The sequence below is a fragment of the Burkholderia sp. JP2-270 genome, from assembly GCF_003233675.1.
GTDB classification, from domain to species: Bacteria; Pseudomonadota; Gammaproteobacteria; order Burkholderiales; family Burkholderiaceae; genus Burkholderia; species Burkholderia pyrrocinia_C.
The window spans coordinates 483,055-495,828 of the sequence record NZ_CP029824.1 but is presented as its reverse complement, the minus strand read 5'-3'; the positions used below and the strand labels follow the sequence as shown (position 1 = coordinate 495,828).

Below are 12,774 nucleotides of genomic sequence, written 5' to 3'. Positions count from 1 at the left end.
AAGCTATCAACCGATTATTTTTTGAAAGAAGAGAATCATGGCAAAGGAAAAGTTTGAGCGGACCAAGCCGCACGTGAACGTTGGTACGATTGGTCACGTTGACCACGGCAAGACGACGCTGACGGCAGCGATCACGACGGTTCTGACGAAGAAGTTCGGCGGCGAAGCGAAGGCGTACGACCAGATCGACGCGGCACCGGAAGAAAAGGCGCGCGGCATCACGATCAACACGGCACACGTTGAGTACGAAACGGCTAACCGCCACTACGCACACGTCGACTGCCCGGGCCACGCTGACTATGTGAAGAACATGATCACGGGCGCGGCACAGATGGACGGCGCGATCCTGGTTTGCTCGGCAGCAGACGGCCCGATGCCGCAAACGCGTGAGCACATCCTGCTGGCGCGTCAGGTTGGCGTTCCGTACATCATCGTGTTCCTGAACAAGTGCGACATGGTGGACGACGCTGAACTGCTCGAGCTGGTCGAGATGGAAGTTCGCGAACTCCTGTCGAAGTACGACTTCCCGGGCGACGACACGCCGATCGTGAAGGGTTCGGCGAAGCTGGCGCTGGAAGGCGACACGGGCGAGCTGGGCGAAGTGGCGATCATGAGCCTGGCCGACGCGCTGGACACGTACATCCCGACGCCGGAGCGTGCAGTTGACGGCGCGTTCCTGATGCCGGTGGAAGACGTGTTCTCGATCTCGGGCCGTGGTACGGTGGTGACGGGTCGTGTCGAGCGCGGCATCGTGAAGGTCGGCGAAGAAATCGAAATCGTCGGTATCAAGCCGACGGTGAAGACGACCTGCACGGGCGTTGAAATGTTCCGCAAGCTGCTGGACCAAGGTCAGGCAGGCGACAACGTGGGTATCCTGCTGCGCGGCACGAAGCGTGAAGACGTGGAGCGTGGCCAGGTTCTGGCGAAGCCGGGTTCGATCACGCCGCACACGCACTTCACGGCTGAAGTGTACGTGCTGAGCAAGGACGAAGGCGGCCGTCACACGCCGTTCTTCAACAACTACCGTCCGCAGTTCTACTTCCGTACGACGGACGTGACGGGCTCGATCGAGCTGCCGAAGGACAAGGAAATGGTGATGCCGGGCGACAACGTGTCGATCACGGTGAAGCTGATCGCTCCGATCGCGATGGAAGAAGGTCTGCGCTTCGCAATCCGCGAAGGCGGCCGTACCGTCGGCGCCGGCGTCGTCGCCAAGATCATCGAGTAATATCGACGATCCGCGGATCCCGACGGGGTCCGCGATTCCGCGGTATGCAGTCGTACCGTCGAAACCGGGTGCCCAGCTTGTGCTGGCACCCGGTTTTGTTTTTCCGGTGCCCGATTGCATGAGGCGAGAAACCCGCACCACCGCTCCACAATTTCGTGTAGAATCGCGGACTTAGCAGTGGAAGTACTGTCCGGAACCTGATGTCTCGCTCCCCGCAGGCGTCATGTTTCACGTTCTTTTAGTGTCCGGCGATGCAACATCGCCTCGCTCTTTTCAAGGAATCGTCATGCAGCAACAGAAAATCCGCATTCGCCTGAAGGCTTTCGACTATCGTCTGATCGATCAATCGGCTGCCGAGATCGTCGATACCGCGAAGCGGACTGGCGCAATCGTCCGTGGCCCGGTGCCGCTGCCGACGCGCATTCAGCGTTTTGACATCCTGCGTTCGCCGCACGTCAACAAGACGTCGCGCGATCAGCTCGAAATCCGCACCCACCAGCGCCTGATGGACATCGTCGATCCGACCGACAAGACGGTTGACGCGCTGATGAAGCTCGATCTGCCGGCTGGCGTCGACGTGGAAATCAAGCTGCAGTAAGGCTTCCGGCGCCGATCGGCTTGCCGGGCGGCGCTAAGTCTTTGTATTGCTTGCGGAAATCGAGAGGTCGGGCTATACTGCTTGGCTTTTCGCGTATTCGCGTAAAAAAGTTGGGCCTTGCGTGCCCGGCATTTTGTAAATCAGCCCCGACCAATCGCAGTCGGGAATGGAGAAAATGATGAGCCTTGGACTCGTAGGTCGCAAGGTTGGCATGACCCGTATCTTCACGGCTGAAGGGGATTCGATTCCCGTCACCGTGCTGGACGTGTCGGACAACCGCGTGACGCAGATCAAGACTGTTGAAACCGACGGCTACACCGCCGTGCAGGTTGCATTCGGCTCCCGCCGCGCATCGCGCGTGACGAAGCCGCTGGCAGGTCATCTCGCCAAAGCCGGTGTCGAAGCCGGTGAAATCCTCAAGGAATTCCGCATTGACGCGGCCAAGGCAGCCGAGCTGTCGAATGGCGCCGTGGTCGGTGCAGATCTTTTCGAAGTGGGCCAGAAAGTCGACGTGCAGGGCGTGTCGATCGGTAAGGGCTACGCCGGTACGATCAAGCGTTACAACTTCTCCTCCGGCCGTGCCACGCACGGTAACTCGCGCTCGCACAACGTGCCGGGCTCGATCGGTATGGCGCAGGATCCGGGTCGCGTGTTCCCGGGTAAACGCATGACGGGTCACATGGGTGACGTGACCGTGACGGTGCAGAACCTCGAAATCGCTCGTATCGACGCAGAGCGCAAGCTTCTGCTCGTCAAGGGTGCGATTCCGGGCGCGAAGGGTGGCAAGGTTTTTGTCACGCCGGCCGTCAAGACCAAGGGGGCGAAATAATGGAACTCAAGCTCCTGAACGAAAATGGTCAGGAAGGTGCAGTGGTCAACGCATCGGACGTCGTGTTCGGTCGTGACTACAACGAAGCGCTGATCCACCAGGTCGTCGTCGCTTACCAGGCGAATGCTCGCCAGGGTAACCGCGCGCAGAAGGACCGCGAGCAGGTCAAGCACACCACCAAGAAGCCGTGGCGCCAGAAGGGTACGGGTCGTGCTCGTGCCGGTATGTCGTCGAGCCCGCTGTGGCGTGGCGGTGGTCGTATCTTCCCGAACTCGCCGGAAGAAAACTTCTCGCACAAGGTCAACAAGAAGATGCATCGCGCAGGTCTCTGCTCGATCTTCTCGCAGCTGGCCCGTGAAGGCCGTCTGTCGGTCGTCGAGGATATTGTCCTCGAAGCGCCGAAGACCAAGCTGCTGGCCGACAAATTCAAGACCATGGGTCTCGACTCCGTGCTGATCATCACCGACACGGTTGACGAAAACCTGTACCTGGCTTCGCGCAACCTGCCGCACGTGGCAATTGTCGAGCCGCGCTACGCTGACCCGCTGTCGCTGATCTACTTCAAGAAAGTGCTGGTCACGAAGGCTGCGGTCGCCCAGATCGAGGAGTTGCTGTCATGAGCGAGATTCGCAAGAACGATCATCGTTTGATGCAGGTCCTGCTCGCACCGGTGATCTCGGAAAAGGCGACGCTGGTTGCCGACAAGAACGAGCAAGTCGTGTTCGAAGTCGCACCGGATGCCACGAAGCAGGAAGTGAAGGCAGCTGTCGAGCTGCTGTTCAAGGTGGAAGTTGATTCCGTCAACGTGCTGGTTCAGAAGGGCAAGCAGAAGCGCTTTGGCCGTTCGATGGGCCGCCGCAAGGACGTGAAGAAGGCGTACGTTTGCCTGAAGCCCGGCCAGGAAATCAACTTTGAAGCGGAGGCCAAGTAATCATGGCAATCGTGAAAGTTAAACCGACTTCGCCGGGTCGCCGCGCGATGGTCAAGGTGGTCAACAAGAACCTGCACCAGGGCAAGCCGTTCGCGGCACTGCTCGACTCGCAGAGCTCGACCGCCGGCCGTAACAACAACGGTCGCATCACCACGCGCCATAAGGGCGGTGGCCACAAGCAGCACTATCGTATCGTCGATTTCCGTCGCACGAAGGATGGCATCCCGGCAAAGGTCGAGCGTCTCGAGTACGACCCGAACCGCAGCGCGAACATCGCGCTGGTGCTCTACGCAGACGGCGAGCGTCGCTACATCATCGCCCCGAAGGGCCTGACGGTCGGCCAACAGCTGATGTCGGGTTCGGAAGCGCCGATCCGTGCAGGCAACACGCTGCCGATCCGCAACATTCCGGTCGGTACGACGATCCACTGCATCGAGATGCTGCCGGGCAAGGGCGCGCAAATGGCGCGTTCGGCTGGCACGTCGGCCATGCTGCTGGCGCGCGAAGGCGTCTACGCGCAGGTTCGCCTGCGTTCGGGCGAAATCCGCCGCGTGCACATCGAGTGCCGTGCAACGATCGGTGAAGTCGGCAACGAAGAGCATAGCCTGCGCCAGATCGGCAAGGCTGGCGCGAACCGCTGGCGCGGTATCCGCCCGACGGTGCGTGGCGTTGCGATGAACCCGGTCGATCACCCGCACGGTGGTGGTGAGGGCAAGACGGCTGCAGGTCGCGACCCGGTGAGCCCGTGGGGTACGCCGGCTAAGGGTTACCGCACCCGCAGCAACAAGCGCACGACGACGATGATCGTCCAGCGCCGTCACAAGCGTTAAGGAGTAGGCAATGGCACGTTCTGTTAAAAAAGGTCCGTTCTGCGACGCCCATTTGCTGAAGAAAGTTGAGGCGGCTGCAGCTTCGCGCGACAAAAAGCCGATCAAGACCTGGTCGCGTCGCTCGACGATTCTGCCGGATTTCATCGGCCTGACGATCGCTGTTCACAACGGCCGTCAACACGTTCCGGTGTACATCTCGGAAAACATGGTCGGCCACAAGCTTGGCGAGTTCGCACTGACCCGTACGTTCAAGGGTCACGCAGCCGACAAGAAGGCCAAGAAATAAGGGGCAATCAAGATGGAAGTGAAAGCAATTCATCGCGGTGCCCGCATCTCGGCGCAAAAAACGCGCCTTGTGGCTGACCAGATCCGCGGTTTGCCGGTCGACAAGGCGCTGAACGTTCTGACGTTCTCGCCGAAGAAGGCGGCTGGCATCGTGAAGAAGGTTGTGCTGTCGGCAATCGCGAATGCGGAGCACAACGAAGGCGCCGATATCGACGAGCTCAAGATCAAGAGCATCTACGTCGACAAGGCTGCATCGCTCAAGCGTTTCACCGCGCGCGCCAAGGGCCGCGGTAACCGCATCGAGAAGCAATCCTGTCACATCACTGTGACGGTCGGGAATTAAGGAGCCATACGATGGGACAGAAAATTCATCCGACTGGCTTCCGCCTGGCTGTCAGCCGCAATTGGGCTTCGCGTTGGTACGCGAACAACAACAATTTCGCGGCGATGCTGCAGGAAGACATCGGTGTTCGTGAGTACCTGAAGAAGAAGCTGAAGAACGCTTCGGTCGGTCGGGTCGTCATCGAGCGCCCGGCTAAGAACGCGCGCATCACGATTTACAGCTCGCGTCCGGGCGTGGTCATCGGCAAGAAGGGCGAGGATATCGAACAGCTGAAGACGGAACTGCAACGCCGCATGGGCGTTCCGGTCCACGTCAACATCGAAGAGATCCGCAAGCCGGAAACCGATGCGCAACTGATCGCTGACTCGATCACGCAACAGCTCGAGCGCCGGATCATGTTCCGTCGCGCGATGAAGCGTGCGATGCAGAACGCGATGCGTCTGGGTGCCCAGGGCATCAAGATCATGAGCGCTGGCCGTCTGAACGGTATCGAAATCGCTCGTACGGAGTGGTATCGCGAAGGTCGCGTGCCCCTTCACACGCTGCGTGCCGATATCGACTACGCGACTTCGGAAGCGAAGACGACCTACGGGATCATCGGCGTCAAGGTGTGGGTGTACAAGGGCGACACGCTCGGCCGCAATGACGCACCGGTGGTGGAAGAAGTAGCCGAAGACAAGCGTCCGCGTCGCAATGCGCGTCCGGGCGATCGTCGTCCGCGCCGTGACGGCGAAGGCGGCGCTCCGGGTGCTCGCCGTGGCGCACCGCGCCGTGGCGCCGGCAAGCCCGAAGACGGCAAGACTGGAGAATAACGATGCTGCAACCGAAACGCAGAAAGTATCGTAAAGAGCAGAAGGGTCGTAACACCGGCAAGGCGACGCGCGGCAACGCAGTGTCGTTCGGTGAATTCGGCCTGAAGGCGATCGGTCGCGGTCGTCTGACCGCACGTCAAATTGAAGCGGCGCGTCGTGCAATGACGCGTCACATCAAGCGTGGCGGCCGCATCTGGATCCGGATCTTCCCGGACAAGCCGATTTCGCAGAAGCCGGCCGAAGTGCGTATGGGTAACGGTAAGGGTAACCCGGAGTACTACGTCGCCGAGATTCAGCCGGGCAAGATGCTCTATGAAATGGACGGCGTAACCGAAGAACTGGCACGCGAAGCGTTCCGTCTGGCTGCAGCCAAGCTGCCGCTGAAGACGGCATTCATCGTGCGCCAGCTCGGCGCCTAAGGAGAAAACATGAAGGCTTCCGAACTTCTCCAGAAAGACCAGGCCGCGCTCAACAAGGAGCTGGCGGACCTGCTGAAGGCGCAATTCGGCCTGCGCATGCAACTCGCGACCCAGCAGCTCACGAACACGAGCCAGCTGAAGAAGGTTCGTCGCGACATCGCACGTGTGCGGACCGTCATGACTCAGAAGGCGAACCAGAAATGAACGATAGCGTGAAAACCTCGCTGAAGCGGACGCTGGTCGGTCGGGTCGTCAGCAACAAGATGGACAAGACCGTCACCGTGCTGATCGAGCACCGCGTCAAGCACCCGATCTACGGCAAGTATGTCGTGCGCTCGAAGAAGTACCACGCGCACGATGAAGCGAACACCTGCAACGAAGGCGATCTCGTCGAAATCCAGGAAACTCGTCCTGTTTCGAAGACGAAGGCCTGGACGGTGTCGCGCCTCGTCGAAGCAGCTCGCGTCATCTAAGCGGGCCGTGCGGTAGGCAGTAACAGGCACTTCTCCACGAAGTGCTTGAAATCGCAAAGTTTTTGCTTGCGTGACCAGGGTTATTTGTTATAATCCTGGTCTTCCCTCTTTATGGGAGCCCCGTCGCGGGCGAAGTTGGTGGGGGAAGCGGACTGGCGCCAGCCTGTCCGAAAGATTCACCGAATTGCGATGGCGGGTTTCGTTTGCCGTCGCTGCTGTTCCAACCCAAGCAGCCGATTGGCTGACGGGACCAAGACTGACCGAATGCATCATGGTGGTGCATCCGGATTAAGTTGGGAAAGACAAACCATGATCCAGACCGAATCTCGGCTCGAAGTAGCCGACAACACGGGTGCACGTGAAGTCCTGTGCATCAAGGTGCTCGGCGGCTCGAAGCGTCGTTATGCCGGCATTGGCGACATCATCAAGGTGAGCGTCAAAGAGGCAACGCCGCGCGGGCGCGTGAAGAAAGGCGAAATTTACAACGCCGTGGTGGTCCGCACCGCCAAGGGTGTGCGCCGTCAAGACGGCTCGCTGATCAAGTTCGACGGCAACGCCGCTGTGCTTTTGAATAACAAGCTCGAGCCGATCGGCACCCGTATCTTCGGGCCGGTGACGCGTGAGCTGCGTAGCGAACGATTCATGAAGATCGTTTCGCTGGCGCCGGAAGTGCTGTAAGGAGTCGCGATGAACAAGATTCGCAAGGGTGACGAAGTGATCGTCGTTACCGGCAAGGACAAGGGCAAGCGCGGCGTCGTGCTGGCTGTCGGTGCTGAGCATGTGACGGTTGAAGGTATCAACCTCGTCAAGAAGCATGTGAAGCCGAACCCGATGAAGGGTACGACGGGCGGCGTGGAAGCGAAGACGATGCCCCTGCATATTTCGAACGTCGCACTGGTCGACGCGAATGGCAAGGCGTCGCGTGTTGGCATCAAGGTCGAGGAAGGCAAGAAGGTTCGCTTCCTGAAGACGACCGGTGCCGTACTGAGCGCCTGACGCAGCGGAGTAAAAAATGGCTCGTTTTCAAGAGTTTTACAAAGAAAAGGTTGTGCCCGGCCTGATCGAGAAGTTCGGTTACAAGTCGGTCATGGAAGTGCCGCGCATCACCAAGATCACGCTGAACATGGGTCTTGGCGAAGCGATCGCTGACAAGAAGATCATCGAGAACGCCGTTGGCGACCTCACGAAGATCGCAGGTCAGAAGCCGGTCGTGACGAAGGCGCGCAAGGCAATCGCAGGCTTCAAGATCCGCCAGGGTTACCCCATCGGCGCGATGGTGACGCTGCGTGGTCGTGCGATGTATGAATTCCTCGACCGTTTCGTGACCGTTGCCCTGCCCCGCGTGCGTGACTTCCGTGGCGTGTCGGGTCGTGCTTTCGATGGCCGCGGCAACTACAACATCGGTGTGAAAGAGCAGATCATTTTCCCCGAAATCGATTACGACAAGATCGACGCACTGCGTGGGCTGAACATCAGCATCACGACCACTGCGAAGACCGACGACGAAGCAAAGGCTCTGCTCGCCAGCTTCAAGTTCCCGTTCAGAAACTGAGGTTACCGTGGCTAAACTGGCACTGATCGAACGTGAAAAGAAGCGCGCCCGCCTGGTCGCGAAGTTCGCAGCAAAGCGCGAAGCGCTGAAGGCGATCGTCGAAGACCAAAGCAAGTCGGAAGAAGAGCGCTACGAAGCACGCCTGGAGCTGCAGCAACTGCCCCGCAACGCAAACCCGACCCGCCAGCGTAACCGCTGCGCGATCACGGGCCGTCCGCGTGGCACGTTCCGTAAATTCGGCCTCGCGCGTAACAAGATTCGTGAAATCGCATTCCGTGGCGAGATTCCTGGCCTGACCAAGGCGAGCTGGTAATAGGAGAAACGTAAATGAGCATGAGTGATCCTATCGCCGATATGCTGACTCGCATCCGCAACGCGCAGATGGTCGAGAAGGTATCGGTCGCGATGCCCTCGTCGAAGGTCAAGGTTGCAATCGCGCAAGTCCTGAAGGACGAAGGTTATATCGACGATTTCGCGGTGAAGGCTGAAGGCGCGAAGGCAGAACTGAACATCGCGCTGAAGTACTACGCTGGCCGTCCGGTCATCGAACGCCTCGAGCGCGTGTCGAAGCCTGGCCTGCGCGTCTACCGCGGCCGTAACGACATTCCGCAGGTCATGAATGGCCTCGGCGTGGCAATCGTGTCGACGCCGAAGGGCGTGATGACCGACCGCAAGGCGCGCGCTACCGGCGTCGGCGGCGAAGTCATCTGCTACGTCGCTTAAAGCCGAGGAGAGAGAAACATGTCTCGAGTAGGTAAGAGCCCGATCGCGCTGCAAGGCGCGGAAGTCAAGCTGGCCGACGGTGCAATCACCGTCAAGGGCCCGCTGGGCACCATCACGCAAGCGATCAATCCGCTCGTGAACGTGGCGAACAACGACGGCACGCTGAATCTGTCGCCGGTCGACGAAAGCCGCGAAGCAAACGCACTGTCGGGCACGATGCGCGCGATCATCGCGAATGCCGTGCACGGCGTGACCAAGGGTTTCGAGCGCAAGCTGACGCTGGTTGGCGTCGGTTACCGTGCGCAAGCGCAAGGCGACAAGCTGAACCTGTCGCTGGGTTTCTCGCACCCGGTGGTGCACCAGATGCCGGAAGGCGTCAAGGCTGAAACCCCGACGCAAACCGAAATCGTGATCAAGGGGATCAACAAGCAACAAGTCGGTCAAGTAGCTGCGGAAGTTCGCGGTTACCGTCCGCCGGAGCCCTACAAGGGCAAGGGCGTGCGCTATTCCGACGAGGTTGTGATCCTCAAAGAAACGAAGAAGAAGTAAGGGTGCGCAATCATGGATAAGACTCAATCTCGCCTGCGCCGCGCTCGCCAGACGCGTATCAAGATCGCTGAGCTGCAGGTCGCGCGTCTCGCCGTGCATCGCACGAACACGCACATCTACGCTCAAGTGTTCTCGCCCTGCGGCACCAAGGTGCTGGCCAGCGCGTCGACGCTCGAGGCAGAAGTGCGCGCCGAGCTCGCCGACAAGTCGGGCAAGGGCGGCAACGTTAACGCCGCGACGCTGATCGGCAAGCGTATTGCCGAGAAGGCAAAGGCCGCCGGCATCGAATCCGTCGCCTTCGACCGCTCGGGCTTCCGCTACCACGGCCGCGTTAAAGCGCTGGCTGAGGCAGCTCGCGAAGCTGGGCTCAAGTTCTAAGGAAGGAATTCGTCATGGCAAAGATGCAAGCGAAAGTTCAGGCTGACGAGCGCGACGACGGCCTTCGTGAAAAGATGATTTCGGTCAATCGCGTGACCAAGGTCGTGAAGGGTGGCCGTATTCTCGGCTTCGCCGCACTGACCGTGGTTGGCGATGGTGATGGCCGCATCGGTATGGGCAAGGGCAAGGCGAAGGAAGTGCCGGTCGCTGTCCAGAAGGCAATGGAACAAGCTCGCCGCAACATGTTCAAGGTGCCGCTCAAGAACGGCACGCTGCAGCACGAAGTGCACGGCAAGCACGGCGCATCGGCCGTCCTCCTCGCTCCGGCGAAGGCAGGTACGGGCGTGATCGCCGGCGGCCCGATGCGCGCAGTGTTCGACGTGATGGGCGTTCAGAACGTTGTGGCGAAGAGCCACGGTTCGACGAACCCGTACAACCTCGTTCGCGCCACGCTGGACGGCCTGCGCAAGCAGTCCACCCCGGCAGACATCGCGGCGAAGCGCGGCAAGTCCGTCGAAGAAATTTTGGGCTAAGCCCGGGTGGTCACCATGTCTGAAAAAACTGTCAAGGTTCAGCTCGTTAAGAGCCTGATCGGGACCCGCGAATCGCACCGCGCGACCGTGCGTGGCCTGGGCCTGCGCCGACTCAACTCGGTCAGCGAGCTGCAGGACACGCCGGCGGTCCGCGGCATGATCAACAAGGTCTCGTACCTCGTTAAGGTCATCGCGTAAGCGGCCCTACGGATCAAGGAGTTGATATGGAATTGAATAACCTGAAGCCGGCCGCTGGCGCCAAGCACGCCAAGCGTCGCGTCGGCCGTGGCATCGGTTCGGGCCTCGGCAAGACGGCTGGCCGTGGTCACAAGGGTCAGAAATCGCGTTCGGGCGGCTTCCACAAAGTCGGTTTCGAAGGCGGTCAGATGCCGCTGCAACGTCGTCTGCCGAAGCGCGGCTTCACGTCGCTGACGAAGGAATTCGTCGGTGAAGTGCGCCTGGGCGACCTCGAGAAACTGCCGGTCGACGAGATCGATCTGCTCGCACTGAAGCAAGCCGGCCTGGTCGGCGAGCTGACGAAGAGCGCAAAGATCATCGCGACGGGCGAGCTGAAGCGCAAGATCGTCGTGAAGGGTCTCGGTGCGACCAAGGGTGCGCGCGCTGCGATCGAAGCGGCCGGCGGTTCGTTCGCCGAGTGACACGCGTAGCGCGTCGTCACTTGCATTCATCGGAGAAGGTACTTGGCTAACAGCCCGAGTCTTGCAAAACCCGGTCGAAGCACGGCGAAATTCGGCGATCTGCGTCGGCGAGCGATGTTCCTGCTCCTGGCGCTGATCGTCTATCGCATCGGCGCGCACATTCCCGTGCCGGGCATCGATCCGGATCAACTGGCTAAGCTGTTCCAGAGCCAGGCGGGTGGCATCCTGGGCATGTTCAACATGTTCTCGGGTGGCGCACTTTCCCGCTTCACGATCTTTGCGCTGGGGATCATGCCGTACATCTCGGCGTCGATCATCATGCAGTTGCTGGCGATCGTCTCGCCGCAGCTCGAGGCGCTGAAGAAGGAAGGGCAGGCAGGGCAACGGAAGATCACGCAGTACACGCGGTATTTCACCGTGGTGCTCGCGACCTTCCAGGCGTTCGGTATCGCGGCTGCGCTGGAAAACCAGCCGGGCCTCGTCACCGATCCCGGCATGCTGTTCCGTCTGACGACGGTCGTGACGCTGGTTACCGGCACGATGTTCCTGATGTGGCTCGGCGAGCAGATTACCGAGCGTGGTCTGGGCAACGGTATCTCGATCATCATCTTCGGCGGGATCGCAGCAGGGTTCCCGAATGCCGTCGGTGGGCTGTTCGAGCTGGTGCGTACGGGTTCGATGAGCATCATTTCGGCGATCATCATCGTCGTTCTGATTGCTGCGGTGACTTACCTGGTCGTGTTCATCGAACGCGGTCAGCGCAAGATCCTCGTGAACTACGCGAAGCGCCAGGTCGGCAACAAGATCTACGGCGGGCAGTCGTCGCACCTGCCGCTGAAGCTGAACATGTCGGGCGTGATTCCGCCGATCTTCGCATCGTCGATCATCCTGTTCCCGGCAACGATTCTCGGCTGGTTCAGTACGGGTCAGCCGACGGGAAGCTGGATTTCCAATACGTTGCATAACGTTGCGGAAGCGCTGAAGCCGGGCCAGCCGGTCTATGTGCTGCTGTACACGCTGGCAATCGTGTTTTTCTGCTTCTTCTACACCGCACTGGTGTTCAACAGCAGGGAAACCGCGGACAACCTGAAGAAGAGCGGCGCGTTTGTTCCGGGCATCCGTCCGGGCGATCAGACCGCGCGATATATCGACCGCATCCTCACGCGTCTGACGCTGGCCGGTGCGATCTACATCGTCTTCGTGTGTCTGCTGCCGGAATTCCTGGTGCTGCGCTGGAACGTGCCGTTTTATTTTGGTGGAACGTCGCTGCTGATCATTGTCGTCGTCACGATGGACTTTATGGCGCAGGTGCAGTCGTACGTTATGTCGCAACAGTATGAGTCGCTGCTCAAGAAGGCTAACTTCAAGGGCGGCAACATCCCAATGCGTTAATAAGGACTATGGCCAAAGACGATGTAATCCAGATGCAGGGTGAGGTGATCGAAAACCTCCCGAATGCGACCTTCCGTGTGAAGCTGGAAAACGGCCATGTCGTGTTGGGGCATATCTCCGGAAAGATGCGGATGCACTACATCCGCATTCTCCCGGGCGACAAGGTGACGGTTGAGTTGACGCCTTACGATCTGTCTCGTGCGCGGATCGTGTTCCGGGCGAAGTGATTTGAAAAAAGGG

24 protein-coding genes are annotated in these 12,774 nt (G+C 59.9%); all 24 read left to right on the top strand.

Features of this window, described 5'->3' with window-relative positions; genetic code table 11:
- Positions 1-37: 37 nt before the first annotated feature.
- On the top strand, positions 38-1,228 hold the full coding sequence (gene tuf, locus DM992_RS02390; protein WP_006482910.1) for an elongation factor Tu: 1,191 nt from the start codon (positions 38-40) through the stop codon (positions 1,226-1,228).
- A gap of 286 nt (positions 1,229-1,514) precedes the next feature.
- Entirely contained in the window at positions 1,515-1,826 is a 312-nt protein-coding gene (rpsJ, locus tag DM992_RS02385) for a 30S ribosomal protein S10 (protein WP_004199280.1), read from the top strand.
- 178 nt (positions 1,827-2,004) lie between these two features.
- The gene (gene rplC / locus DM992_RS02380; RefSeq protein ID WP_006482922.1) at positions 2,005-2,655 is read left to right on the top strand and encodes a 50S ribosomal protein L3; all 651 of its coding nucleotides are present in this window, start codon (positions 2,005-2,007) and stop codon (positions 2,653-2,655) included.
- Positions 2,655-3,275, top strand: coding sequence for a 50S ribosomal protein L4 (rplD, locus tag DM992_RS02375; protein WP_040143046.1), 621 nt, complete (start codon positions 2,655-2,657; stop codon positions 3,273-3,275). The genes rplC and rplD overlap by 1 nt, the downstream gene beginning before the upstream one ends.
- Positions 3,272-3,586 carry a 50S ribosomal protein L23 gene (gene rplW, locus DM992_RS02370; protein ID WP_004199275.1) on the top strand — a complete coding sequence of 105 codons (315 nt, stop codon included), beginning with the start codon at positions 3,272-3,274 and terminating at the stop codon, positions 3,584-3,586. The genes rplD and rplW overlap by 4 nt, the downstream gene beginning before the upstream one ends.
- A 2-nt stretch (positions 3,587-3,588) precedes the next feature.
- Positions 3,589-4,416, top strand: a complete 828-nt coding sequence (gene rplB / locus DM992_RS02365; RefSeq protein ID WP_006482900.1) for a 50S ribosomal protein L2 — start codon at positions 3,589-3,591, stop codon at positions 4,414-4,416.
- A gap of 10 nt (positions 4,417-4,426) precedes the next feature.
- Positions 4,427-4,702, top strand: coding sequence for a 30S ribosomal protein S19 (gene rpsS / locus DM992_RS02360; protein WP_004199273.1), 276 nt, complete (start codon positions 4,427-4,429; stop codon positions 4,700-4,702).
- Between the two features lie 12 nt (positions 4,703-4,714).
- The gene (gene rplV / locus DM992_RS02355; protein WP_004199272.1) at positions 4,715-5,044 is read left to right on the top strand and encodes a 50S ribosomal protein L22; all 330 of its coding nucleotides are present in this window, start codon (positions 4,715-4,717) and stop codon (positions 5,042-5,044) included.
- 11 nt (positions 5,045-5,055) lie between these two features.
- The gene (gene rpsC, locus DM992_RS02350) at positions 5,056-5,856 is read left to right on the top strand and encodes a 30S ribosomal protein S3 (RefSeq protein ID WP_006482899.1); all 801 of its coding nucleotides are present in this window, start codon (positions 5,056-5,058) and stop codon (positions 5,854-5,856) included.
- Positions 5,857-5,858: 2 nt separating this feature from the next.
- A complete protein-coding gene (rplP, locus tag DM992_RS02345; RefSeq protein ID WP_006482873.1) occupies positions 5,859-6,275 on the top strand; it encodes a 50S ribosomal protein L16 in 417 nt (138 codons plus the stop codon).
- Positions 6,276-6,284: 9 nt separating this feature from the next.
- Complete coding sequence (rpmC, locus tag DM992_RS02340) at positions 6,285-6,479, top strand: 50S ribosomal protein L29 (RefSeq protein WP_006400652.1); 195 nt, start codon at positions 6,285-6,287, stop codon at positions 6,477-6,479.
- Positions 6,476-6,748, top strand: a complete 273-nt coding sequence (gene rpsQ / locus DM992_RS02335) for a 30S ribosomal protein S17 (RefSeq protein ID WP_006752928.1) — start codon at positions 6,476-6,478, stop codon at positions 6,746-6,748. Before rpmC ends, rpsQ begins: the two co-directional genes overlap by 4 nt.
- A gap of 309 nt (positions 6,749-7,057) precedes the next feature.
- Entirely contained in the window at positions 7,058-7,426 is a 369-nt protein-coding gene (gene rplN / locus DM992_RS02330) for a 50S ribosomal protein L14 (protein ID WP_006482918.1), read from the top strand.
- Between the two features lie 9 nt (positions 7,427-7,435).
- Positions 7,436-7,744, top strand: a complete 309-nt coding sequence (gene rplX / locus DM992_RS02325) for a 50S ribosomal protein L24 (protein WP_006477187.1) — start codon at positions 7,436-7,438, stop codon at positions 7,742-7,744.
- Between the two features lie 16 nt (positions 7,745-7,760).
- Positions 7,761-8,300, top strand: coding sequence for a 50S ribosomal protein L5 (gene rplE, locus DM992_RS02320; RefSeq protein WP_006482882.1), 540 nt, complete (start codon positions 7,761-7,763; stop codon positions 8,298-8,300).
- 7 nt (positions 8,301-8,307) lie between these two features.
- Positions 8,308-8,613 carry a 30S ribosomal protein S14 gene (gene rpsN / locus DM992_RS02315; protein ID WP_006482884.1) on the top strand — a complete coding sequence of 102 codons (306 nt, stop codon included), beginning with the start codon at positions 8,308-8,310 and terminating at the stop codon, positions 8,611-8,613.
- Between the two features lie 14 nt (positions 8,614-8,627).
- On the top strand, positions 8,628-9,023 hold the full coding sequence (gene rpsH, locus DM992_RS02310; RefSeq protein ID WP_034183605.1) for a 30S ribosomal protein S8: 396 nt from the start codon (positions 8,628-8,630) through the stop codon (positions 9,021-9,023).
- Positions 9,024-9,041: 18 nt separating this feature from the next.
- On the top strand, positions 9,042-9,572 hold the full coding sequence (rplF, locus tag DM992_RS02305; RefSeq protein ID WP_006758786.1) for a 50S ribosomal protein L6: 531 nt from the start codon (positions 9,042-9,044) through the stop codon (positions 9,570-9,572).
- Positions 9,573-9,584: 12 nt separating this feature from the next.
- A complete protein-coding gene (rplR, locus tag DM992_RS02300; RefSeq protein ID WP_006477183.1) occupies positions 9,585-9,950 on the top strand; it encodes a 50S ribosomal protein L18 in 366 nt (121 codons plus the stop codon).
- Between the two features lie 14 nt (positions 9,951-9,964).
- Positions 9,965-10,483 carry a 30S ribosomal protein S5 gene (gene rpsE / locus DM992_RS02295; RefSeq protein WP_006482895.1) on the top strand — a complete coding sequence of 173 codons (519 nt, stop codon included), beginning with the start codon at positions 9,965-9,967 and terminating at the stop codon, positions 10,481-10,483.
- A 15-nt stretch (positions 10,484-10,498) separates the two neighbouring features.
- Positions 10,499-10,681, top strand: a complete 183-nt coding sequence (gene rpmD / locus DM992_RS02290; RefSeq protein WP_006400644.1) for a 50S ribosomal protein L30 — start codon at positions 10,499-10,501, stop codon at positions 10,679-10,681.
- Between the two features lie 26 nt (positions 10,682-10,707).
- Entirely contained in the window at positions 10,708-11,142 is a 435-nt protein-coding gene (gene rplO, locus DM992_RS02285; protein WP_006482880.1) for a 50S ribosomal protein L15, read from the top strand.
- 42 nt (positions 11,143-11,184) lie between these two features.
- Positions 11,185-12,534, top strand: coding sequence for a preprotein translocase subunit SecY (secY, locus tag DM992_RS02280; RefSeq protein WP_006482915.1), 1,350 nt, complete (start codon positions 11,185-11,187; stop codon positions 12,532-12,534).
- A gap of 8 nt (positions 12,535-12,542) precedes the next feature.
- Complete coding sequence (gene infA / locus DM992_RS02275; protein WP_004521905.1) at positions 12,543-12,761, top strand: translation initiation factor IF-1; 219 nt, start codon at positions 12,543-12,545, stop codon at positions 12,759-12,761.
- Positions 12,762-12,774 lie beyond the last annotated feature (13 nt).